21 protein-coding genes are annotated in these 20,310 nt (G+C 47.9%); 11 read left to right on the forward strand and 10 right to left on the reverse strand.

What is annotated here, in order from left to right; translation table 11 throughout:
* Positions 1 to 78: 78 nt before the first annotated feature.
* The gene (locus tag KCG43_RS14870; RefSeq protein WP_192017070.1) at positions 79 to 393 is read right to left on the reverse strand and encodes a DUF496 family protein; all 315 of its coding nucleotides are present in this window, start codon (positions 391 to 393) and stop codon (positions 79 to 81) included.
* Positions 394 to 857: 464 nt separating this feature from the next.
* Here KCG43_RS14870 and KCG43_RS14875 point away from each other — a divergent pair, with 464 nt between their 5' ends.
* The 10 genes from KCG43_RS14875 to KCG43_RS14920 all read left to right on the forward strand — a co-directional run bounded on the left by KCG43_RS14875 (position 858) and on the right by KCG43_RS14920 (position 9,542).
* Complete coding sequence (locus KCG43_RS14875; protein WP_027252187.1) at positions 858 to 1,067, forward strand: cold-shock protein; 210 nt, start codon at positions 858 to 860, stop codon at positions 1,065 to 1,067.
* Positions 1,068 to 1,447: 380 nt separating this feature from the next.
* On the forward strand, positions 1,448 to 1,657 hold the full coding sequence (locus KCG43_RS14880; RefSeq protein ID WP_027252186.1) for a cold-shock protein: 210 nt from the start codon (positions 1,448 to 1,450) through the stop codon (positions 1,655 to 1,657).
* Between the two features lie 384 nt (positions 1,658 to 2,041).
* A complete protein-coding gene (locus tag KCG43_RS14885; RefSeq protein WP_218385881.1) occupies positions 2,042 to 3,457 on the forward strand; it encodes a tyrosinase family protein in 1,416 nt (471 codons plus the stop codon).
* 59 nt (positions 3,458 to 3,516) lie between these two features.
* Positions 3,517 to 3,831, forward strand: a complete 315-nt coding sequence (locus KCG43_RS14890; RefSeq protein ID WP_218385882.1) for a hypothetical protein — start codon at positions 3,517 to 3,519, stop codon at positions 3,829 to 3,831.
* 188 nt (positions 3,832 to 4,019) lie between these two features.
* A complete protein-coding gene (sbcB, locus tag KCG43_RS14895; protein WP_192016653.1) occupies positions 4,020 to 5,444 on the forward strand; it encodes an exodeoxyribonuclease I in 1,425 nt (474 codons plus the stop codon).
* Between the two features lie 286 nt (positions 5,445 to 5,730).
* On the forward strand, positions 5,731 to 6,264 hold the full coding sequence (locus KCG43_RS14900; RefSeq protein WP_218385883.1) for a hypothetical protein: 534 nt from the start codon (positions 5,731 to 5,733) through the stop codon (positions 6,262 to 6,264).
* Between the two features lie 97 nt (positions 6,265 to 6,361).
* A complete protein-coding gene (locus KCG43_RS14905) occupies positions 6,362 to 6,703 on the forward strand; it encodes a CidA/LrgA family protein (protein ID WP_218385885.1) in 342 nt (113 codons plus the stop codon).
* A complete protein-coding gene (locus KCG43_RS14910) occupies positions 6,703 to 7,380 on the forward strand; it encodes a CidB/LrgB family autolysis modulator (protein ID WP_218385887.1) in 678 nt (225 codons plus the stop codon). The genes KCG43_RS14905 and KCG43_RS14910 overlap by 1 nt, the downstream gene beginning before the upstream one ends.
* Positions 7,381 to 7,618: 238 nt before the next feature.
* The gene (gene cdd / locus KCG43_RS14915) at positions 7,619 to 8,506 is read left to right on the forward strand and encodes a cytidine deaminase (protein WP_218385889.1); all 888 of its coding nucleotides are present in this window, start codon (positions 7,619 to 7,621) and stop codon (positions 8,504 to 8,506) included.
* Between the two features lie 127 nt (positions 8,507 to 8,633).
* Positions 8,634 to 9,542 (forward strand): DMT family transporter, encoded by a 909-nt coding sequence (locus KCG43_RS14920; protein WP_192016657.1) that lies wholly within the window; start codon positions 8,634 to 8,636, stop codon positions 9,540 to 9,542.
* A gap of 221 nt (positions 9,543 to 9,763) precedes the next feature.
* On the opposite strand, the gene KCG43_RS14925 is transcribed toward KCG43_RS14920, so the two are convergent.
* The 5 genes from KCG43_RS14925 to KCG43_RS14945 form a co-directional block, all read right to left on the reverse strand.
* Positions 9,764 to 10,165, reverse strand: a complete 402-nt coding sequence (locus tag KCG43_RS14925; RefSeq protein WP_218385891.1) for a hypothetical protein — start codon at positions 10,163 to 10,165, stop codon at positions 9,764 to 9,766.
* 176 nt (positions 10,166 to 10,341) lie between these two features.
* Positions 10,342 to 13,029, reverse strand: coding sequence for an aconitate hydratase AcnA (acnA, locus tag KCG43_RS14930; RefSeq protein WP_218385892.1), 2,688 nt, complete (start codon positions 13,027 to 13,029; stop codon positions 10,342 to 10,344).
* 116 nt (positions 13,030 to 13,145) lie between these two features.
* On the reverse strand, positions 13,146 to 13,793 hold the full coding sequence (locus KCG43_RS14935; protein ID WP_218385893.1) for a thiopurine S-methyltransferase: 648 nt from the start codon (positions 13,791 to 13,793) through the stop codon (positions 13,146 to 13,148).
* Positions 13,794 to 14,015: 222 nt separating this feature from the next.
* Positions 14,016 to 14,309, reverse strand: a complete 294-nt coding sequence (locus tag KCG43_RS14940; protein WP_027252174.1) for a hypothetical protein — start codon at positions 14,307 to 14,309, stop codon at positions 14,016 to 14,018.
* 206 nt (positions 14,310 to 14,515) lie between these two features.
* Positions 14,516 to 14,902, reverse strand: a complete 387-nt coding sequence (locus KCG43_RS14945) for a spore gernimation protein (RefSeq protein WP_192016661.1) — start codon at positions 14,900 to 14,902, stop codon at positions 14,516 to 14,518.
* Positions 14,903 to 15,237: 335 nt separating this feature from the next.
* On the opposite strand from KCG43_RS14945, the gene KCG43_RS14950 reads away from it, so the two are divergent.
* Positions 15,238 to 15,708: a SulA-like leucine-rich domain-containing protein gene (locus KCG43_RS14950; RefSeq protein ID WP_192016662.1), complete on the forward strand. Its 471-nt coding sequence runs from the start codon at positions 15,238 to 15,240 to the stop codon at positions 15,706 to 15,708.
* A gap of 135 nt (positions 15,709 to 15,843) precedes the next feature.
* Here KCG43_RS14950 and KCG43_RS14955 read toward each other — a convergent pair whose 3' ends face one another.
* From KCG43_RS14955 to phnW, 4 genes are all read right to left on the reverse strand, one after another.
* Entirely contained in the window at positions 15,844 to 16,248 is a 405-nt protein-coding gene (locus KCG43_RS14955; protein WP_192016663.1) for a hypothetical protein, read from the reverse strand.
* A 657-nt stretch (positions 16,249 to 16,905) separates the two neighbouring features.
* Positions 16,906 to 17,718: a phosphonoacetaldehyde hydrolase gene (gene phnX, locus KCG43_RS14960; protein ID WP_218386007.1), complete on the reverse strand. Its 813-nt coding sequence runs from the start codon at positions 17,716 to 17,718 to the stop codon at positions 16,906 to 16,908.
* Positions 17,719 to 17,771: 53 nt separating this feature from the next.
* Entirely contained in the window at positions 17,772 to 19,154 is a 1,383-nt protein-coding gene (locus tag KCG43_RS14965) for an aspartate aminotransferase family protein (protein ID WP_218385894.1), read from the reverse strand.
* Positions 19,151 to 20,287: a 2-aminoethylphosphonate--pyruvate transaminase gene (gene phnW / locus KCG43_RS14970; protein WP_218385895.1), complete on the reverse strand. Its 1,137-nt coding sequence runs from the start codon at positions 20,285 to 20,287 to the stop codon at positions 19,151 to 19,153. Before phnW ends, KCG43_RS14965 begins: the two co-directional genes overlap by 4 nt.
* Positions 20,288 to 20,310: the final 23 nt, after the last annotated feature.

Here is a 20,310-nt window from a genome sequence, read left to right on the forward strand (position 1 = left end):
GCCGACATGTCATACGAAAAAAGCCGCTTACGCGGCTTTTTTATTATCAGATACAAACGGTTATTGTTACTTATCCGCTTATTTAGCCGGGCGGTTCGCCAGCTCAGTACGCTTATGTTCTTTCAATTGCTTACTGGCTTCACGACGCTCTTTTGATAGCTCAGCAGTGATGATGATGTGATCATCAACGCGGTCTTCATAATCCGCTTTCATGTTTTCAATAATGCTGACAATCTCTTCATGTGTCATATTCGGCTGAATGTAATCAATCAGGTTTTCCAGCAACTCAACGCGCTTGCGGTTGTCTCTGATCTTGCGGTCATTATCAAGAATTTCACGCTTAAGTTTATTTTTACGCCTTGCAAGACGCACCAATTCCAGGATATTACTCATGTTTTGTCCTTACTTTGAAACTAGAAAACCGACATTACTTGGGTTATAACAGAAACTTGTCTTTCTTCACAAGTAAGATCACTCTTAATTCACTACACCCTGCATTTCATTGATCTTGCTCAGCGCCTCAAAAATCAAGTTCAATTTTTAACCGATTAATTATACTGTTGATTTTCATTATTCTGATGACAGATGCTTTTCATTAATGCGACAAGCAATGAAAAACAAATATGCACACTGTTTCTTGTTATGTGACTCACAATATACTGCGGAATTATTTGCTTTTGGAATACAAGAGCCTACTCTTTCTTAATACCAGTATTGATTTAGCTTAATACGATTGTGTGCAGCACTTCTCGTCAGGACTCTTTCGGATGACTGTGGATGTAGAGTTAGCAATTCTTTGGTGTTTCGTTAAGCCTTATTGGTTAGCTACGTAAAGAGTAAGAGATTCAGGAGACAACATGTCCAAAGCAACAGGTACCGTTAAGTGGTTTAACGAGGAAAAGGGTTTCGGTTTTATCACTCAGGATAACGGTGGTGCCGACGTATTTGTTCACTTCCGCGCAATTGCCGGTGATGGATTCAAAACGCTGCAAGAAGGTCAAAAAGTACAGTACGAGGTTGAGCAAGGTCAAAAAGGCTTGCAAGCAGCTAACGTAGAAAGACTATAAGCTAACATCACATTAGCGTAAAAGGGGCTGCGAAGCCCTTTTTTTGTCGCTGAAATCCGACCAGTTCCTCTTTCTCCTTTCAGGTAAAACCCTGAATCCATTTCACAATTCCTCACATTTGCAGTTATCTTCACAGTTTTTCAGGATTTTTTGGGTATGACTCACTATTTGCTTGCCGTCTGCTTTGCATTGTGGCCTAATAACTCTGCCTATAATGCAACGCTATTTATGCAACAAAGTGAAAAGTATACTTCGATACACCCGCTTCACCTAAGCGCCGTTGTCCTGAAGAGCTACATCCTTGTCCATAAGTAATCCATTATGTTGGCATGAAGCACGCCCAAGGGCGTATTTATTCCTATATTTTCAGGAGACATCCTATGTCTAAAGCAACTGGTACTGTTAAGTGGTTTAACGACGAGAAAGGCTTCGGTTTCATCACTCAAGACAACGGCGGTGCAGACGTATTCGTACACTTCCGTGCTATCACTGGTGAAGGCTTCAAATCTCTGGCTGAAGGTCAGAAAGTGAAGTTCGATATCGAGCAAGGCCAAAAAGGTCCTCAAGCTGCTAACGTTGAGCGCGCATAAGCCCTCTTCAAGCACATGAACACGAAAAAGAGCGCCTGAGGGCGCTCTTTTTATTTCCTCTGAATCATCCTCTGCCCCCAAAAAAACGCTTCCCGATGTTTTCACCTCAATGAAAAGCTTTGCTCTTCACCATTGAAGAAAAAACTCACAGCGTCTGACCAAATTGCCTCCCACTCAGTTAACCCCCACATAAGATGCATAACCTGTCTCCTTAGCTCATACACCCTAGTTCACACTTTTCAACTTTAACCGCCATAAGCATTCAAGTGCACTATAGTGAACACAGCTATGTATAAAAAAGCAGGCAATGGTTCCCCGGGTTCAGCCGTCTCCTTATTGCCTTCCGCTTTTTAAATGACAGATGTAAGGAATGAGGATCGATAAATGACAACCATTGCTAAACTCAATTACCGCAGAAAAATGGCAGGCTTACCCCTGATCCGTTTTAACCTGTTACGTCTGAATCCTGAAGACATGAACGATTTACGAGACGCCTATGCCGCAATGTATGAAATTTCAGACATTGCAGTTGGCGATCGCCGTGGCTATTTTTCGCTGGCCCGTGGTCACGGTTATGATCAGGATCTTTGCCACGATGATAACCGGGTATTTCTTACCTGGCACCGCTCATATATCTACTCATTCGAAAAGGCTCTGAATACGGCCTTACAGTGGAAACGTAAAGATAAAGAACTTGAACTCACATTGCCTTATTGGGACTGGACACAGTTCAGTCAATCGACTCATGCGGCAAACGGCCTGCCAAAAGTACTCAATGACAGTCAGTATAAGAATGCAGAAGGCGTCCAGCTGGATAATCCCCTCAACCGTGCAAAAAGCCTGTATCGCATAACGTCACAGGGCCTGGAAGGTGATGAACAATACACACAACGCTTCCCCAGCGCTTTTAAAAGCATCATCAGTCAGCTGAAAAACGATATTGACCGTTATATGGACAACCCCAACTTTATGCGCTTCCAGGAAGATTTCGATTTTGGTGCGCATGGTGCTGTGCATGTGTATGTCGGTGGTGCAGGTAACTCCCCCTTACCACAAGGATCCGGTGACATGAGCTCAGTCATTTCTGCGGCCTATGATCCCCTTTTCTGGCTTCACCATTCCATGGTCGACAAAGTCTGGTTTGACTGGCAAACACTGCACCCTGATGCAAATATTCCGACATTCGTTCAACAGAAAGTTGTCTATGACGGACGCATCGGGCGTGATCTGATTGACGCAGAGAATTCGCTAAAGTACATCTATTCTGACAATTCAGTGGAATCCGCCATCGCAGCCACAGGTACCACCAACACCCTGCCAGCCAAATCACTCTCAGCAGCAGCAAGCCTGGCTAAAGAGCTATCAATGGGACTGGTAGAAGGCGGCTTTGTCCGGGCGCAACTTGATTTCCTTCGTTTACATCCACCCAAAGAGAGTTATGAGATTCGCGCTTATATCAATAATCCCGCCTGCAATGCTTCAACCGGTTATGACGATGAAAGTTACTCTGGACGCCTCGTCCTGTTTGGTCATGGTACTTGTCACGGAGCATCAGGGCATTGTAATCCGACAATGGCCGTGCGGGACGATTACGATATTCGTACGAAGCATCCATTGCGCTACGGGCACACACGTTATTCGATTGATCTCACTCGCGGATTACGGCGCTTTATTGGCCGGAAGAAATCCGTCGATGATGTGAAAATCTACCTGCTTGTTATTGATGCAAAAGGCAAAGCCGTTCCACCGGAAACCCTCAAATATGATGGTTGCTCCCTGCGCACTTTTGCGAAGAAATAGCGATTGCCCTGTGGTATCTGCCTCTTGCAGCCACAGGGTTTAACTATAATCAAATTGCCATGAAAATTACCGTTCCCCCTACCGCTGCAAGAAACGGCATTCTCCGTGTCTGGCTTCAACGGATCCCTGTCGACAGCCAGATCATTTATGCCTTTCGAAAAAGCCCGAACGCCGCTGATGAGCACCCTATCAGCCAGGCCCATGTTTACGGTCGCGGCGAAGGTTCATCCGCCTCTGAGAAGGTCATGCTGCAATTCCCTGTCGGCCCGGGTGGCAAGCCCTTTCAGGCTGGTGAAGTGCTAATCCTTAAAAGGCGCAATACAGCGGCTGACGCCTACGAAGACGTTCAACTCGATGTCATTGAGGTTACATAACAACCCAAGATCCATTCAGAGCAACAGTCCTTATGCCTAACCGCTGTCGGTATGCGCTTGTTCGTCATCTTAAAATAATCTGTTCTTTCAAAGGTACAGCACGTCATCCATACCAAAATCCCCCGCAGCCAGTGCAATTCTTTGGTAGAATGACCTCAGAAAACACGTTTATGCCAGTAAAGGTAAGAATGAGTAATAACGATAACCAGCCAACCTTGTTTTGGCTGGACTATGAGACATTCGGTGCAAATCCTTCGGTTGATCGACCTTGCCAGTTTGCCGGGGTGAGAACCGACATGGATTTCAATGTGATTGGTGAGCCATTGGTGATTTACTGCCAGCCGCCCAGCGATTACCTGCCGTCACCCGAAGCCTGCCTGATCACAGGTATTACACCGCAAGAAGCGATGGAAAAAGGCTTACCGGAGCATGAATTTATTGCGCGCATTCATGCCGAGCTCTCAAAACCCAATACCTGCGTCATCGGCTATAACAATGTGCGCTTCGATGACGAGGTCACTCGGTATACTCTGTACCGTAATTTTTACGATCCCTATGCCTGGAGCTGGCAAAGCGGCAATTCGCGCTGGGATATGCTTGATATCATGCGTACTTGCTATGCGTTACGCCCAGATGGTCTGAACTGGCCAACAAACGAAGACGGATTCCCGAGCTTTAAGCTTGAGCATTTATCTGTTGAAAACGGAATCGAACACAGCAACGCGCACGACGCAATGGCCGATGTGTACGCCACAATTGAGCTGGCCAGGAAAGTCAAAGCCAGCCAACCCAAACTCTTTAACTACCTGTTTAACTTACGTCATAAACGTAAATTACAGGAACTGATCGACATCGCTGAGATGACGCCCTTGGTGCATGTTTCAGGTATGTTTGGTTCTGAGTGCGGGAATACCAGCTGGATCGTCCCCATGGCCTGGCATCCGGATAACAAGAATGCGGTCATTTGTGTCAATCTGGCAATGGATCCTGCCCCGCTGTTCGATCTGGATGCTGACAGTTTGCGCGAGCGGCTGTACACCAAACGTGCTGATCTCAACCCCGGCGAGCTACCTGTTCCGCTCAAGCTGGTTCATATTAATAAGTGCCCTGTGCTGGCACCGGCAAAAACACTGACGGCCGAAGATGCTGAGCGACTAGGGATCGATCGGACTCAATGTCTGGCTAACCTGAGCGCACTGAAAGATAAGCCTCAGATCCGTGAAAAACTGCTGGCCGTGTTTGGTCAGGACAGAGAATTTGAGCCAAACGATGATGTTGATACACAACTGTATAACGGCTTTTTTTCTGCTGCGGACAAATCGGCGATGGATATCATTCGTGAGTCCGCGCCTGAGGAGCTGGGCAAACTCGAACTGAATGTGGATGACAAACGCATCAAACCATTGCTGCTTCGCTACCGCGCCCGTAATTTCCCGTTAACGCTAAGCCATCAGGAACAGCAGCAGTGGAAGTATCATTGTCAGGATTACTTCGAAACCAAACTGCCGGCTTACATGCAAAATCTCGAATCTATCGCGATGGAGCACCAAAGCGATGAGAGAAAAATGAAAATCCTGAAGGCCGTGTACGATTACGTAGGCAAGCTGGTGTAATTACACAGCCAGGATGCCAGAAAGACAAATCGTTACAGAGCGCTGATCTTGCTCAGTAATTTCGCAACCCTGACCTGCTGAGCAGTCAGGGTTTCTTTTTTCAGACACTTTTCCTGCCCTGGTAGTTTGAACTTCAACGCAAGGCCAATAACAATTAATAAGTACCCGCTTTGTGCCATGCGTCATGGAGGCGCTTGGCAACATAAGCCACCATCAAGCCAATGATGTTTTACTGCCAGATGCCATAGGGACAGCATGCCGACAGTAAATTGGAAAAGTGACTATTATGGCAACTGAGTCTCTCACCCGGTGTTATCGATTTGCCAGGGTGGATTTTGAACCCGATCTGCGGCTGCTTGTCTGGCCTGATAAATCAGAGACAGCCCTGACGCTGCATGAGTCACGCCTGCTTGAAGCTCTGTGCTACTTTGCCGGAGAGGTGATCAGCCATAAATCATTGTCTGATAAAACATTTCTTCCGCAGGATTCCATGTCTCACATACAAAAAATCGACCTGGCTTCGATATTCAACTCGCTTCGCCGCAAGCTGACTGTTAACGGTGTAATGGCTATTCCTATCGAAGTGCTCCCCCATTTTGGCTTTCGTGTCCCTCTGCCGAAAGAGACCTGTCGCCATATCCATCGCTTCAAACAACCCGAGACGCTGCCGTCGCCACAGCCAGCAATCACAACGATTAAAACCAGACGACCGCATAGCTCGGCAACAGAGCACATAGTAAAACACAGCCTGATGCATAAACTGTCTGTGTTGCTGCTTGCTGCCGCCGGCATTGCAATCGTCATCGTTTCAAACCTGTGAACAAGCAGTCCAGGATAAATACAGCCGCAAAGAAATGTGGTGTAGATCTCATCTATTTTGTATCATTGCGACACCATTTATCATCATCCTGACGTCTATGAGCTACCTGCGTTCATTTGCAATCATCGCCATTTTTCTGATGGTCGGTAAAGGATTTCAGTCTCTTACTCAGATCCCCATCCCCGGCAGCATTCTCGGCATGTTATTTCTCTTCACAGCTCTGTCTACGGGCCTGTTGCCGCCCAACTGGGCTAAACCCGGCTGTCATCTGTTTATTCGCCATATGGCTATTTTGTTTGTGCCGGTGGGTGTCGGACTGGTGAATTACCTGGATCTGCTCAGAGCCAATGCGTTGCCTGTTCTGGTAAGCACCATAGGCAGCAGTTTGGTGGTTCTGTTATTTGTTGGCTGGTATGTACAGCGCAAGGAGTCTGACTGATGTGGTTAGCCGTAACGCTGATTGTTTTTATTCTTGCCCGTAAATTATCCAAGCGCTTCCAGCACCCCATTCTTAATCCGTTACTTCTCTGTCTGGTGGTGATCATTCCTTTGCTTTTGGTGCTTAATGTGCCTTATGACGTCTATTTCGATGATAATAAATGGATTCATTTCCTTCTGGAGCCCGCTGTTGTTGCCCTTGCTTTCCCTCTTTATGAGCAATTGCCGCAAATCCGCAGCCGCTGGAAAGTCATAGTCACAGCCACCCTGTTTGGCAGCATACTCTCAATGATTACCGGGACAGCGATTGCTCTTGCTCTTGGCGCTGATTTACAGCTTACTGCAAGCATTCTGCCTAAATCCGTGACCACCCCCATCGCTATGGCGGTTGCTGAACAAATTGGTGGTGTGCCGTCGCTGGCCGCTGTCATGGTTCTGATCGCCGGCATCTTTGGTGCTGTATTAGGTTATCCGTTGTTTAAACTCATCAACATCACCCATCCCATGGCCAAAGGATTAAGCATGGGGACTGTGGCACACGCGTTAGGAACGGCTAAAGCGGCTGAGGAAAATTACAAAGATGGCGCGTTCAGCTCACTGGCCTTAGTACTTTGTGGCGTCATTACCGCCATACTCGCCCCGATAATCTATCCGTTGCTGTTGTCTGTCTTTCACTGACAACCGATCCACCTGCCACTTCTTAAGCGGTTTAGCTGTGCAACGCCCTTGCAACACCCACACAGCCAGGCCGCTTTACTGAGTATTGAAATACAGACACTTACCTCATCAATCATGTGAAACCACTCACCAATTTGTAAATAGAGTGAAATAAACAACCTTTAATAGTGATCTTTGTCACTATATTTATTCGTTTACGCACTACAATGCGTAAGTGAATACATTAAGGAGAATCAGTATGCGCACCGAAGTAATGGACGCTTTAGAGCACCTGCCACACACATTGTCACAGGCGCTTAAGCCTATCATTACCGCTCCGGGTTTTGATGCCACACTGAGCAAAGAAGAATTTGAACAGTTAATGAAAGACAGTCATCTGACGGATGCAGAACTCCGTATTCAGTTACTGAAAGTGGCTGCGGCCTACTCGATTGCTTCTCTCTCAAACTTCCATGTGGGTGCCATTGCCCGCGGAAACTCAGGTCGTCTGTATTTCGGTGCGAACATGGAATTCAGCGCCACCTCTATGTCACAAACGGTTCACGCAGAGCAATCTGCAATCAGCCATGCCTGGTTGAAAGGCGAAACGGGCATTACCGACATTACCGTCAACTACTCCCCCTGCGGGCATTGCCGGCAGTTCATGAATGAACTGACGACGGCACAAAGCATCGTGGTACAGTTGCCAGAGCGTTCACCCAAAGCACTGCAGGAATATCTGCCAGAGTCCTTTGGCCCGTCTGATCTGGGTATCACCGAGCTCTTATTATCAGACAGCTCACATGAGCTGAAGCTCGAAACCGATGATGTGCTGCTGCAAGCAGCCTGTAAGGCGGCAGATAAATCACATGCGCCATACAGTAAAAACTATGCGGGAGTTGCGCTGAAAACGAAAGATGGCCGACTGTTCTCAGGCATGTATGCAGAGAATGCGGCATTTAACCCGAGCCTGCCACCACTCCAGGTGGCACTGATTAACATGAATATGGCGAGCTATTCGCTGTCAGATATTGTTGAAGCCGCTTTGGTTGAACAGAAAGACTCAGCGATCAGCTTGCTGGCTGATACTCAAAATACGCTGGAAACCTTCAATCCTGATATGCCACTTTCTTACGCCGCTATCTGATAACAAATTAAGAATTCCTTGCCGCCGACAAAGCTCCCTGTTTTGTCGGCTTTTTTTATCAATTAACAATTTCTTCTATGCACTCATCAGAGTATGATTCCAGATTATTTTTTCTGAAAGACACCTTATGACTCATCGACACAACCCTATTCAGGGCGCTTGCTGGATGCTGACAGCCGGAATGGCGTTTGCCGTGGTTAACAGCATGGCACAATACCTGAGTGTGACCTTCCATTTGCCATCTACCACTGTCGGTTTGATTCAATACTTTATTGCTCTCCTGGTCATGCTTCCCTGGCTGCACAATATCGGTCTTCGTCAGGCTCTGAAAACTCAACACTTTGGTATGCACTGCTTCCGCGTGTTTCTGTCTGTTATCGGTATTCAGTTATGGCTGTGGGCCCTGGCATACCCTGTACCTATCTGGCAAGGCATTGCGCTACTGATGACATCGCCTTTGTTCGCCACCGTAGGCTCGGGTTTGCTGCTGAAAGAAAAGGTCGGCTTTGTACGCTGGATGGCAACCCTGGCCGGCTTTGCAGGTGCGATGATCATTCTTGAGCCGTGGGCCGACAATTTCAACCTAGCCTCATTGCTGCCCATTGGCGCGGCTTTCTTCTGGGCGAGCTATTCTCTGATGGTGAAGAAGATGTCGCACCACGACTCCCCGACGACTATGGTTGTCTACCTGCTGGTGCTGATCACGCCATTTAACCTTTTTCTTGCTGCACCTGATTTCACCCTGCCTGTTGGCCAGCACACCTGGGTTCTTCTGATAGGTGCCGGATTATTTACCGCACTGGCTAACTGGGCCATAGCTAAAGCCTATGCCATTGCTGACGCTTCTTTCGTACAGCCTTTCGATCATGCCAAACTGCCATTGAACGTGCTTGCCGGGTTTATCGTCTTCGGATGGGTACCACCTGGACGGCTTTGGCTGGGGGCTGCCATTATTATCGCCTCAGTCGCTTTCATTACGCAGTGGGAACGAAGAAAACCGATGTTACAGGCGGCTACTATCAATGAAGCAGCTTAACTAAAAGATACCCAAACGACTTGAAGTTGCAGGTAAGCGGCAAGTAAGTGAAGCCCCATGGGCATAGATAACTAAGTGATTGGGGTATGGGAACGCAGCCAACACCAATGCGGCATCAAGCAGGACGGGGGCAACAGACACAAAAAAGCTGGCAATTAGCCAGCTTTTTCGATTCATTGTGCTTTTTTGGGATTCATTCAGCTATTTACATTCATTCTGAATCAGAAACGCACTCTTACACCCATAGCCGCTTCCAGTTCGACATCAACATCTTCCACCATATACAGCGTCGGTCCAACTTCACCATACAGCTCAAACTGATTAATAGGCACTTCCAGGCCAATACCGGAACGGATACCCAATTTGTCATAATGGTTATCAACATACTGTGCGCCGACAAAGGTATACCCCATGTTAAGCTGCGGATTTCTGGTCAACGTACCCAGGTTGAAGGTTTTATCGACCGCAAAACCAAATTCGTCTAACCCCAGCGAAAAACGCAGGTCATTGTGTTTATACTGCACACCACTCATTGGCGAACCAAGAAAAATACCTGCCGATTGCGACGCCAAAGCCGACGTAGACAAACCGCACAACAAAATACCAATCAACGACTTCTTCATGTTACTGTCCGTTTTCCCTGAATTGCGCTCTAACGACCTTAGATTATACTGATAGAGCTCTCTTTAAGCTTGTCACTCTACTGTAACTGCAATATCGCGGCAATACGAACCTACAACCATACAAATGACAATTATTTGACATACCAAGTGTCAAATAATTACAGAAAAACGCATTGTCATTCGGTAGAAATCATTGTTCTCAAAACATAATGCAAAATACCTCCAGCCTTGAGATACGCCATTTCCGTTCGGGTATCAACCCGGGCTTTTACGCCATATTGTGACTCTTGTCCCTGTTCGTTGGTGATTTCCAGTGTCAGCGTTGCCCCCGGCGACAAGCTATCAATGCCTTTCAGCTGTATTTTTTCCTTGCCGGTTAACGACAATGAAGCCAGTAAACCTTCAGGAAGCTCAACAGGAATCACCCCCATACCCACCAGATTTGAACGGTGAATTCGCTCAAAACTTTCAGCCAGTACCGCTTTTACACCCAGTAAGTTGGTCCCTTTTGCAGCCCAGTCCCTGCTGGATCCGGTGCCGTATTCTTTCCCGGCAAAAATCACCAGAGGTATGCTCTGATCCTGATACTTCATCGCAGCATCATAAATTGATACCTCTTCCCCTGTCGGCTGATAAATAGTGTACCCGCCTTCTTTCCCCTTGAGCATCAGGTTCTTAATACGAATGTTGGCAAAGGTGCCGCGCATCATGACTTCATGATTGCCGCGCCGTGAACCGTAGGAATTAAAATCTGCCGGTTCAATACCCTGCTCCTGCAAATAGTGCCCTGCCGGGCTGTCTGGCTTTATGTTACCCGCCGGTGAGATATGGTCGGTCGTTATTGAGTCACCAAATAATGCCAGAATGGCTGCATTTTCAATATCTTTCAGTGGTTTTAGCGGCTGTGTTATCTCGTCAAAATAGGGCGGAAGGCGAACGTAAGTAGAATCTGGCCGCCACTGGTACGTATTGCCTTTATTGATGGTGATCTGCTGCCAGATATCGTCACCGGTAAAAATGTCCGCATATTCCTGCTCAAACAGGCTGTTCTTCACTTCCTTCATCGCCTGCGTGATGTCTTCCTGGGAAGGCCAGACATCTTTCAGATACACAGGCTGACCATTGCTGTCCTGACCCAGCGGCTCTTTGGTCAGGTCAATGCTTGTCGTACCGGCCAATGCAAAGGCAACCACCAGAGGCGGAGACGCCAGCCAGTTAGCTTTCACCAGCGGATGCACGCGACCTTCAAAGTTTCGGTTGCCCGACAGCACCGAGGAAACAGTAAGGTTGGCGTCATTGATGGCTTTTTCGATTGGGGCAAGTAGCGGTCCGGAATTTCCGATACATGTCGTACAGCCATACCCCACTAAATTGAATCCAAGCTTGTTCAGATAGTCTTGCAGACCCGATGCCTCAAAATACCGGGTCACCACTTTCGAGCCTGGCGCAAGGGAGCTTTTAACCCAGGGCTTAGTCTGCAGACCTTTTTCCACCGCATTTTTAGCCAGTAAACCCGCGGCTAACATGACGCTGGGGTTAGAGGTATTGGTGCAAGATGTGATGGCGGCAATCACGACATCACCGTGAGTCAGTGAGAAGCTCTTGCCTTTGGTATCCTCGCCATAATCGCCTAAATCGACCTGGATTTGCTGTTCTGGTTGCAGGCCGCTCAATGCCAGCAAGTCTTCCGTCGCGGTTTTGATATCAGGCAACGGGACTCTGTCCTGCGGGCGCTTGGGGCCAGCCAGGCTCGGGACAACCTGATCCAGTGCCAATGCCAGGGTATCTGTATAAAGTGGTTCAGGCTGGCTGGAATCCCGCCACATGGCGTTGGCTTTGGCATAGGCTTCAACGCGGGCAATCAGAGACTCACTGCGCCCCGAAAGGCGCATATAGCGCAGTGTTTCCTGATCAATCGGAAAGAATCCGCAGGTAGCACCGTATTCTGGTGCCATATTGGCAATTGTCGCCCGATCAGCCAAAGGCAATGCATCTAAACCAGGGCCGTAGAATTCCACGAATTTACCGACTACCCCTTTTTTTCGCAGCATCTCAGTGACAGTTAATACAAGGTCTGTTGCCGTCACACCCGGATGCAATTTACCGCTGAGATGAAAACCAATCACTTCCGGGATTAACATAGAGATTGGCTGACCAAGCATAGCGGCTTCAGCCTCAATGCCGCCAACCCCCCAGCCAAGTACACCCAAGGCATTGATCATAGTGGTATGTGAGTCGGTTCCGACCAGGGTGTCCGGATACAAAACGCCACTGTCCTGCCACACCGATTGTCCAAGGTATTCAAGATTAACCTGGTGGCATATTCCTGTTCCCGGCGGGACGACACGAAAATTGGTAAAAGCTTGCTGGCCCCAGCGCAAAAACTGATAGCGTTCAATGTTACGCTGCATTTCAAGTTCAACGTTTCGGGCAAAAGCCTGCTCAGAAGCGTAAACATCCACCATCACAGAGTGATCAATCACCAGATCAACGGCCGACTGAGGATTGATGCTGTCGGGGTTTTTACCGGCCCGGGTCATGGCATCCCGCATTGCAGCCAGGTCCACCACAGCCGGCACACCGGTAAAATCTTGCATCAGCACCCGGGCTGGACGGTATTGAATCTCTTTGTCTGAACGGCGGGTTTGAAGCCAGTCAATCACGGATTGGATATCGGACTCAGTGACAGTGTCACCATCTTCAAACCTGAGCAGGTTCTCCAGTAACACTTTCAGCGAAAAAGGTAAGCGGTCAACCTCTCCCAAATGACGCAGTGCGGTCAGGTCAAAATAATCAAAGCGCTGACCGCCTGTATCCAAGGTTTTTTTACTGTGAAAACTGTCCTTTGAGATTTGTGCCTTCATGACTCACCTCCGTCTTGGTCATTTTGACTATAGACGGGATCAAGCTAATGATAAAAATAGACAATAATCAGAACAGACAAGTGTGACTGACCACACAGTCACACTGCAAACTTTATTCAGGCTGGGGTTTGGATGAACCAGACTTCTTCGGCAAAACGGCTTAAACCCTGCTGACGACGCGGGTGTGATTCATCGGCGTCCTGACGCCCGATATGAGTCACTGCGCAGCCCGCGAAAAGTGAATGCACTTCTTCTGCACTGACGCTAAACGGTGGCCCGGCCATTTCATCCTGGCTGTAATCCAGCGTCACCAGCATGATCTTTCCGCCAGGCTTCACCAAAGATAACAGGCGCTGCACATAGCTTTGCCGCATACTCTCCGGCATCGCAATCAACGCAGCACGGTCGTACACAGCGTCTACGGGCTGAACCGGCGCAGTAAAATAATCACCGCAATAAATACGGACCTCATCAAACTCATACAGAGTATGCCCGTTACCTAATGATGTCACAGTCGGTAAGTACAAATGCTCGGCAAAATAAGCACGGACAGCGATTTCACTTAACTCAACACCCGTTACCTGATGGTGCTTTTCTGCCAGCCAGGTCAAATCCAGAGATTTACCGCACATAGGCACAAGCACAGTATCTTCGCGTTGCAGCCCTAATTTCGGCCAGTAATAAGGTAATACCGGGTTAGTGTCGTTTAAATGAAATCCGATTCGGTTCTCTGCCCAGCGGCTATGCCAAAATTCTGCATCCATCAACTGCTCTCTCTGTACTGACTGACTTCAGGGCGGTATCAGACCACATTTCTGTATTGAGATCCAGCCAGCCCTGCCAGCGCTTTAGCATCTGCAGAAACGAAAAAAGGATGCCAGAGCATCCTTTTTCTTACCTTCGACAAAACAAAGGCCTGCGGTCAATTCTCAATTTCTTTATGCGAGCTTAGTGACAAGGTAACGCACCGGTATCAAGCACCAGCATCAACCTATGCGGAATAACTTGATTGAATCACGACGCACGGTAACCCCACGGAAGGTCACAGGTTCCAGTAACGTCATCAGTTGCTTAGACACAAAAAACTTACCGCCGTAACTACGATCGCCACCACGATTTACCCAATCTGCAAATTCATCTGCCAGGTTGAACATTGAGTTTCCTACAAGTAAAACCAGGACTTTCGCAACTTCGCTGTCGTTGTGTTTATTGAATTCTGCGTCACGAACCTTCTTGCGGTATTCTTCGACAATTCTCTCAAGGCAATCAAATCTGCTCATATACACCACCACATAAAAAAGAGGTGCGGATACTACTGATGAATAGTGTTTAAATCAAGCCATCAGAGCATGATTTTGGCTATTGCTAACACAAATCGATGCTATCTGAGCACGTTAACGAAATTTCAGTTAATAGAAGCGAGTAAACACCTAAGTTTCTATAACCATTGCTTTACTTTTATGTGATTTCATTTACCAGCCAATGATTATCGATAGTAATCCACCACTTGCACAGAAACAGGTATATTTTGAGGTGCTATCTCAAGTGTGAACTGATGCCGTCCCACCATTTTTAGCGTCCCGCCAGACTCTCCTGTCACACTCACTCCTTCAATTTTCGTAAAAGGTTGCTCTGTGCCATAAAACATATTCACCGACAGAGTCACTTTCTGGTTGCTTTCGAGCCCGAAGCTGCATATTCCTGACGAACAGTACACATCCAGCGATTGTTCTTGTTGTTCAATGCGGTCAACACCTTTTACCGGTGTCGCTGATACAGACAGCGCTTCACTACAACCCGTCAAAAACAGCCAGCCCGGCATCAGCACTATCAAGCATTTTGCCCAGCCACTCAGGCAGATTCTCTTTCCCATAGTTCACTCCATCGACATTTTCTGATCTGTGTAGTGGAAAGAGTACTGTATAAGACACTGCCCATACATACTGTATAAATACACAGTCAATGATATTCACATCACAAATCTGTTTAACATTCACCTGAATACAGACAATTAAATATCAACATAAAAAAATGTTAAATCAAGAGTTTATACTTTTGTTTCTAGTATCAGATAAAGCCAGACGTCTCCGATTATTGTGAATCAGACTCAAAAAACACTTGCATCCCTTTACGTTCAAAACTACTGTATAGACATACAGCATGTATAAATACACAATAACATCGACTCTAGCAGAGGATGGAACTCTCATGACAGCACAATTAGACAGCATCCAATCAGTGACCGCTTCTCAGGTGTACAAATCCACTTTTCTGTCTCATTCATCTTCCCTGAGTTCCAGCCAGGTTCAGTATCCTATCGAAGTCAGTTTCTGCGATCATGAACAAGCTCAGCTCGCCTATCTGCTCAGACTGCTAAAACAGGCCAGTGAGCAAAACCGCTGGATTATGTTTATCGGGGCAGATGCACTGCTGGATCGCCAACTGCTCAGCAATGCCGGAGTCGATATCAGTAAAGTGCTGGTGTTAAAAGAGAAGAACAAACAATCCACTCAGGCGCTGATGGCTAAAGCGTTACACATGGGAAATTGTAGTGCGGTAATTGCCAGCGGGAATGTGCAAGAGTATTGCAACAAAACCATCCATGATGCTGCTATTCATGGTAACTCGATGGCGTTTATCATCAACCGGACTCAGCGAGCCAATACTCTGCTGCATTGAAAAGCGACGGAAACGATTGCTTTCGACTGAAATGAAAAATGCCAGGAATCGAATACATTCAACTGGCATTTTTCTACGCTTGTTTATCCATTACCTATGGCGTTATTTGGGCGCAGACATGAGCGCAGTCCGGATTCAGGGCACCATTAAACGAATGTGCAATTGTTCGCCATTATTGCCAACTTCCTGAATCTCGCACTCTGCTTTTTCTGTAATCAGATCCAGCTGATCCTGATCCAATGAATATGGCAGGCGGATGTCCAACTCAGAAATCTGCTCCATACGGGCCAGCCGCAACAATCTCACCAGATTGTTCACATCGCTGGTATGGGTAGACAATACTTTCAGCGCCTGGTTACGTAAGCGCTCGGTCTTGCTGGCACCAGAACCAGACGATCTGCCCCAGGAAAATTCCAGGGCTGGCAGCACCACTTTAAACGCATCCCACAAGGTTGGTCTGTGATGACACAACACAGACAGAAATGAGGTGTAATCAAACACAATCTCTTTCGCTTGTTGGGCTTCAACTGAAGATTTCATAACTTTCCTTCACAAGAATTCAACAGCATTAATGTGCAAGCTAAAGTAAATTGGACGAATGCTTTATTTAGCGAGACACTATAAAGGCTTCGCCAATCACTTACTTTTTTATCTCTTCATTTTTTTGCGCATGATCGTGTTTTTTCTTGCTTCGCATCAATTAAAAAATATCGGAAAAACATTTAATTAACATCATGTGAACGCATTTCATACAAGTCTTCATGCTTTGTAATTTTTCAGTTTTTGCTAATTCACTGCATTTGTTAACTCAAAAGCAACAAATTAAACACTTTATGTAAACCTTCTGCCAGGTTAATACTCCACTTAATCCATATTGGTTCATGATTCAAATAAAGCAATTACTAAGCCAACACTGGCAATACGTGAACCAGCCTTTTGTCAGAATGTAAAATAATTCAATAAATACAGATGCTTAAGATAAAGTTAGGAATAATACACTAATGAGAGACGATAAGAGGAGAGTTGAGATGTGTAATAAAATCGGGCACTTGCACCAATCTGCCTCATATTCAGGCATAAATTCAACAAACGAATTAAGTGCAACGACACGAATAAAGCCAGAGTGTTCTGCTCAATATTATAAAAATAATGGCAAAATAACCTGGCTTCTTGACTAATTAATGATGAGAAACAGATTTAAGGACGCTCGCCTTCCGCCAATCTGCGATTAATATCAACAATAACATCAGGCAAGTCAGCAACTGTATCTATTTGATAATGTGCATTACAACCATTAAAGGCTTTCCGTGCTTTTTCTCTCGCAACGGCCAGTTCATGCTCAGATGCGGACAAGTATTCTTGTTCAGTCAATCCAGCTTCATTACCCGACAGTAAAAGTGCGACAGTCCACATACCTGCATTATGACCTTCTTCAATGCCCGGTACTGAGTCATCAATTTTGACGCAAGCGGCCACGTTACTTACACCAAGTGCAATCACATTTTGCAGCGCCATGAACGGACCAGGACGACCGCCCGCGGCAAGATCATCGGTGGCGACCACATAATCCGGCGCGAACCCTTTTTCAGCAGCCGCTGGCAGCAATTCGTTCATCACAATTCTGGGGTAGCCCGAACATGAGCCCAGCTTGATACCCTGCTCACGAAGCCGGGCAACGACCTCTATGGTACCCGGAATCAAGTCGGCATGCTCTGCAACTTTTGCCACCTGTAACGGCATAAACGTTTGGTAGATTGTGTCAATGTCTTCTCTGGTCATTGCTCTCCCAAACCGGCTTTCCCAGCGGGCGGCAACATCAGGTAATTCACCCACCGCCTTGATATGATCCCACTTCCCTAGCCCCATAGGTACGCGGGCTTCTGCTAGTGAAATGTCAAAATCGTATTCACGTTTGAATGCTTCAACAAAAATGGTGGTTGGCGCGAAGGATCCGAAGTCTACAACCGTTCCCGCCCAGTCAAAAATTACCGCTTCTACTTGTGTATTCATCTTCAGTTTCTCGTTCATTTCTTGGCCCGTCGCTTCAGGCTCTGACTCAATGGTTAATTAACACGCTTACACACAGATTCAATGGCGTCTTCCAGCCAGTCCAAGGCCAGCGCCAGCTCTTCTCTGGCAATAATCAAAGGCGGGCTGAGTTGTAATACATTCCCCTGAGAAACTTTAAAGCTCAGCCCGCGCTCCAGACAGTGGTACATCACCTGCTCTGCCGCGTTATAGGCCCGCACTTTTGTTTCCCTGTCTTCAACCAGCTCAATGCCCCACAGCAGACCAATACCGCGAATATCGCCTATGATCGGCAAGCGTGCCTTCATGGCCTCCAGCCTCTCTGCCATGTAGACCGCATCGCGGCGAACCTTCTGCAGTAACTGCTGCTGTTCGATTACCCGGATGGTGGCTAACGCTGCCGCGCAGCCTATCGGGCTCTTCTCGTGGGTATAATGACCCAGCGAAATCTGGGTCGCCGAGTTGTACTTGTCTTTGGTCAGCATAGCTGCCATTGGCACAACACCGCCGCCCAGCCCTTTGCCGATACAGAGGATATCCGGTTCAATGCCGAATGCCTGATGCGTGAACCAGTGGCCGCTCCGGCCCATACCGTTGGGGATGTCATCGATAATCAGCAGCACATTGTGGCGATCACAAATCTCCCGGACGCGCTGCCAATAGGCTCGGCTGGGCACCTGAACATCGGTATTACGCACCCCTTCTGCGATGAATGCTCCGATCCCGCCCTCTTTTTCAATCACGTATTCCAGATAATCGGCGTAATGCACATCTGAGCCATCGTCACGCGGGAAAGCGCCCCGATAGCGAACGGGCGGCGGGATACGTTCAACCCCGGCCATGAGCGGCCCCATGCCTTCGCGAAAGCAGGCTTCACCCCCCACAGAGATCGCATCCAGCGATGCACCGTGAAACGCATCCCAGAGTGAAACCACTTTGGGATTGCCTGTGATATAGCGAGCCAGCTTCAGTGCCATGCCCACCACGGATGTGCCTCCCGGCGCGAACAGCACACGGTTCAGCTCACCGCCGGCAATGCGGGTCAGTTCGCGGGCGCAGTCGACGGCTGTCTGGTGCGTGAAGCGCCGGGGGGCGAAAGGCAGTTTGGCTAACTGGGTCTGGATAGCAGCCAATACTTCCGGGTGGCCGTAGCCCAGCTGATGGACATTATTGCCATGAAAATCCATATACCGTTTGCCGGCCACATCGGTCAGATAGATCCCCTCAGCACTTTCCAGGGCATCCAGACAAGGTGTCGACATGGCCTGATGTAAAAAATACTGACTGTCTTCCTCCAGCAGGGTTTGGGTTTGCCTGTCAGAGAGACTCTCTATCCACCGGACACGCGCAGACGATGTATTGGTATCTCCCTCACAAGCCAGCGCACGCTGGCTGAGGTCAGTCTGGCGGGACGTCATGCCTGCTCTCCGGCCGTTTCCGTTTCACTGGCCCAGAACACAGACACGTTAATGGCCTCCAGCAGGCGCTGAATGTCACTCGGATGAACATCACCTATGTTGCCAATACGGAAGCAGTCTGCATCAGAGACTTTGCCCGGGTATATCACGAATCCTTTGCTTTTCAGGCAGTCATAGAAGCGCTTAAAGTCATATAGCGATGATTGCGGAGAATGAAAAGACGTAATAATGGGTGAGTGCAGTGCTGTATCGAGCAGGCTTTCAAAACCCAGCCGTGACATACCTGCCACCAGAGTTTGCTGATTGGTGCGGTACCGCTGAAAGCGCGCTTCAATGCCCCCTTCCTGTTCCAGTTCCGTCAGCGCCTGAGCAAACGCCCGCACTGTATGAGTCGGAGATGTAAACCGCCATTTGCCATGGTTGTTTTCCATACACTGCCACTGATCATACAGGTCCAGCGACACTGAACGCGCACGTCCGTGGCATGTTTCCAGTAATGAACGGCGCGCAATCACAAAACCAAATCCTGGAACTCCCTGAATACACTTGTTCGCTGAGCTGATCAGAAAATCGATGCCCAGTTCCCCAATATCCATAGGGATGCCGCCGAAACTCGACATGGCATCCAGGATCATCACTTTGCCGGCCGTTTTTACTGTTTCGCACACCGCTGGCAACGGATTCAGCATGCCTGTGGTTGTTTCACAGTGCACCATAGCCACATGAGTGATGGCGGGATCGGCAGCCAGCAAACGTTCCAGTTCGTTAACGTCAGGCTGGGTCATTTCACCTAAAGACCAGTTCAGGTGCGGGATATTCAGGCAATTGGCAATCTGTGCAATACGGGCACCGTAAGCACCATTGTTGATCACCAGCAACTTACCCTCTGGGGGAATCACAGAGCCTAAAGTGGCTTCCACAGAGGCGGTACCGCTGCCCTGCATAAGCACGCTGGTGTAGCCGTCGTGCGCGGTGGCCAGAGCGACCAGCTGCTGGCGAATGTGCTGAACCACGCCCACATTGTAGTCATCATCCCAGGTGCACCAGTCTTTCAGCATAGCTTCTCGCACAGTCTGTGTTGTCGTCAGCGGGCCAGGAGTAAGCAGTAGATATTGATTGTCGGAGTTTGCCATTTGTTGATCTCTTTGGACTATAC

It is taken from the genome of Photobacterium sp. WH24 (genome assembly GCF_019204055.1).
Classification (GTDB): domain Bacteria; phylum Pseudomonadota; class Gammaproteobacteria; order Enterobacterales; family Vibrionaceae; genus Photobacterium; species Photobacterium arenosum.

Excerpts from the sequence above, each read along its gene's own strand:
- KCG43_RS14870 (WP_192017070.1), bottom strand. The coding sequence starts at position 393 with ATGAGTAATATCCTGGAATTGGTGCGTCTTGCAAGGCGTAAAAATAAA.
- KCG43_RS14875 (WP_027252187.1), top strand. The coding sequence starts at position 858 with ATGTCCAAAGCAACAGGTACCGTTAAGTGGTTTAACGAGGAAAAGGGT.
- KCG43_RS14880 (WP_027252186.1), top strand. The coding sequence starts at position 1,448 with ATGTCTAAAGCAACTGGTACTGTTAAGTGGTTTAACGACGAGAAAGGC.
- KCG43_RS14885 (WP_218385881.1), top strand. The coding sequence starts at position 2,042 with ATGACAACCATTGCTAAACTCAATTACCGCAGAAAAATGGCAGGCTTA.
- KCG43_RS14890 (WP_218385882.1), top strand. The coding sequence starts at position 3,517 with ATGAAAATTACCGTTCCCCCTACCGCTGCAAGAAACGGCATTCTCCGT.
- sbcB (WP_192016653.1), top strand. The coding sequence starts at position 4,020 with ATGAGTAATAACGATAACCAGCCAACCTTGTTTTGGCTGGACTATGAG.
- KCG43_RS14900 (WP_218385883.1), top strand. The coding sequence starts at position 5,731 with ATGGCAACTGAGTCTCTCACCCGGTGTTATCGATTTGCCAGGGTGGAT.
- KCG43_RS14905 (WP_218385885.1), top strand. The coding sequence starts at position 6,362 with ATGAGCTACCTGCGTTCATTTGCAATCATCGCCATTTTTCTGATGGTC.
- KCG43_RS14910 (WP_218385887.1), top strand. The coding sequence starts at position 6,703 with ATGTGGTTAGCCGTAACGCTGATTGTTTTTATTCTTGCCCGTAAATTA.
- cdd (WP_218385889.1), top strand. The coding sequence starts at position 7,619 with ATGCGCACCGAAGTAATGGACGCTTTAGAGCACCTGCCACACACATTG.
- KCG43_RS14920 (WP_192016657.1), top strand. The coding sequence starts at position 8,634 with ATGACTCATCGACACAACCCTATTCAGGGCGCTTGCTGGATGCTGACA.
- KCG43_RS14925 (WP_218385891.1), bottom strand. The coding sequence starts at position 10,165 with ATGAAGAAGTCGTTGATTGGTATTTTGTTGTGCGGTTTGTCTACGTCG.
- acnA (WP_218385892.1), bottom strand. The coding sequence starts at position 13,029 with ATGAAGGCACAAATCTCAAAGGACAGTTTTCACAGTAAAAAAACCTTG.
- KCG43_RS14935 (WP_218385893.1), bottom strand. The coding sequence starts at position 13,793 with ATGGATGCAGAATTTTGGCATAGCCGCTGGGCAGAGAACCGAATCGGA.
- KCG43_RS14940 (WP_027252174.1), bottom strand. The coding sequence starts at position 14,309 with ATGAGCAGATTTGATTGCCTTGAGAGAATTGTCGAAGAATACCGCAAG.
- KCG43_RS14945 (WP_192016661.1), bottom strand. The coding sequence starts at position 14,902 with ATGGGAAAGAGAATCTGCCTGAGTGGCTGGGCAAAATGCTTGATAGTG.
- KCG43_RS14950 (WP_192016662.1), top strand. The coding sequence starts at position 15,238 with ATGACAGCACAATTAGACAGCATCCAATCAGTGACCGCTTCTCAGGTG.
- KCG43_RS14955 (WP_192016663.1), bottom strand. The coding sequence starts at position 16,248 with ATGAAATCTTCAGTTGAAGCCCAACAAGCGAAAGAGATTGTGTTTGAT.
- phnX (WP_218386007.1), bottom strand. The coding sequence starts at position 17,718 with ATGAATACACAAGTAGAAGCGGTAATTTTTGACTGGGCGGGAACGGTT.
- KCG43_RS14965 (WP_218385894.1), bottom strand. The coding sequence starts at position 19,154 with ATGACGTCCCGCCAGACTGACCTCAGCCAGCGTGCGCTGGCTTGTGAG.
- phnW (WP_218385895.1), bottom strand. The coding sequence starts at position 20,287 with ATGGCAAACTCCGACAATCAATATCTACTGCTTACTCCTGGCCCGCTG.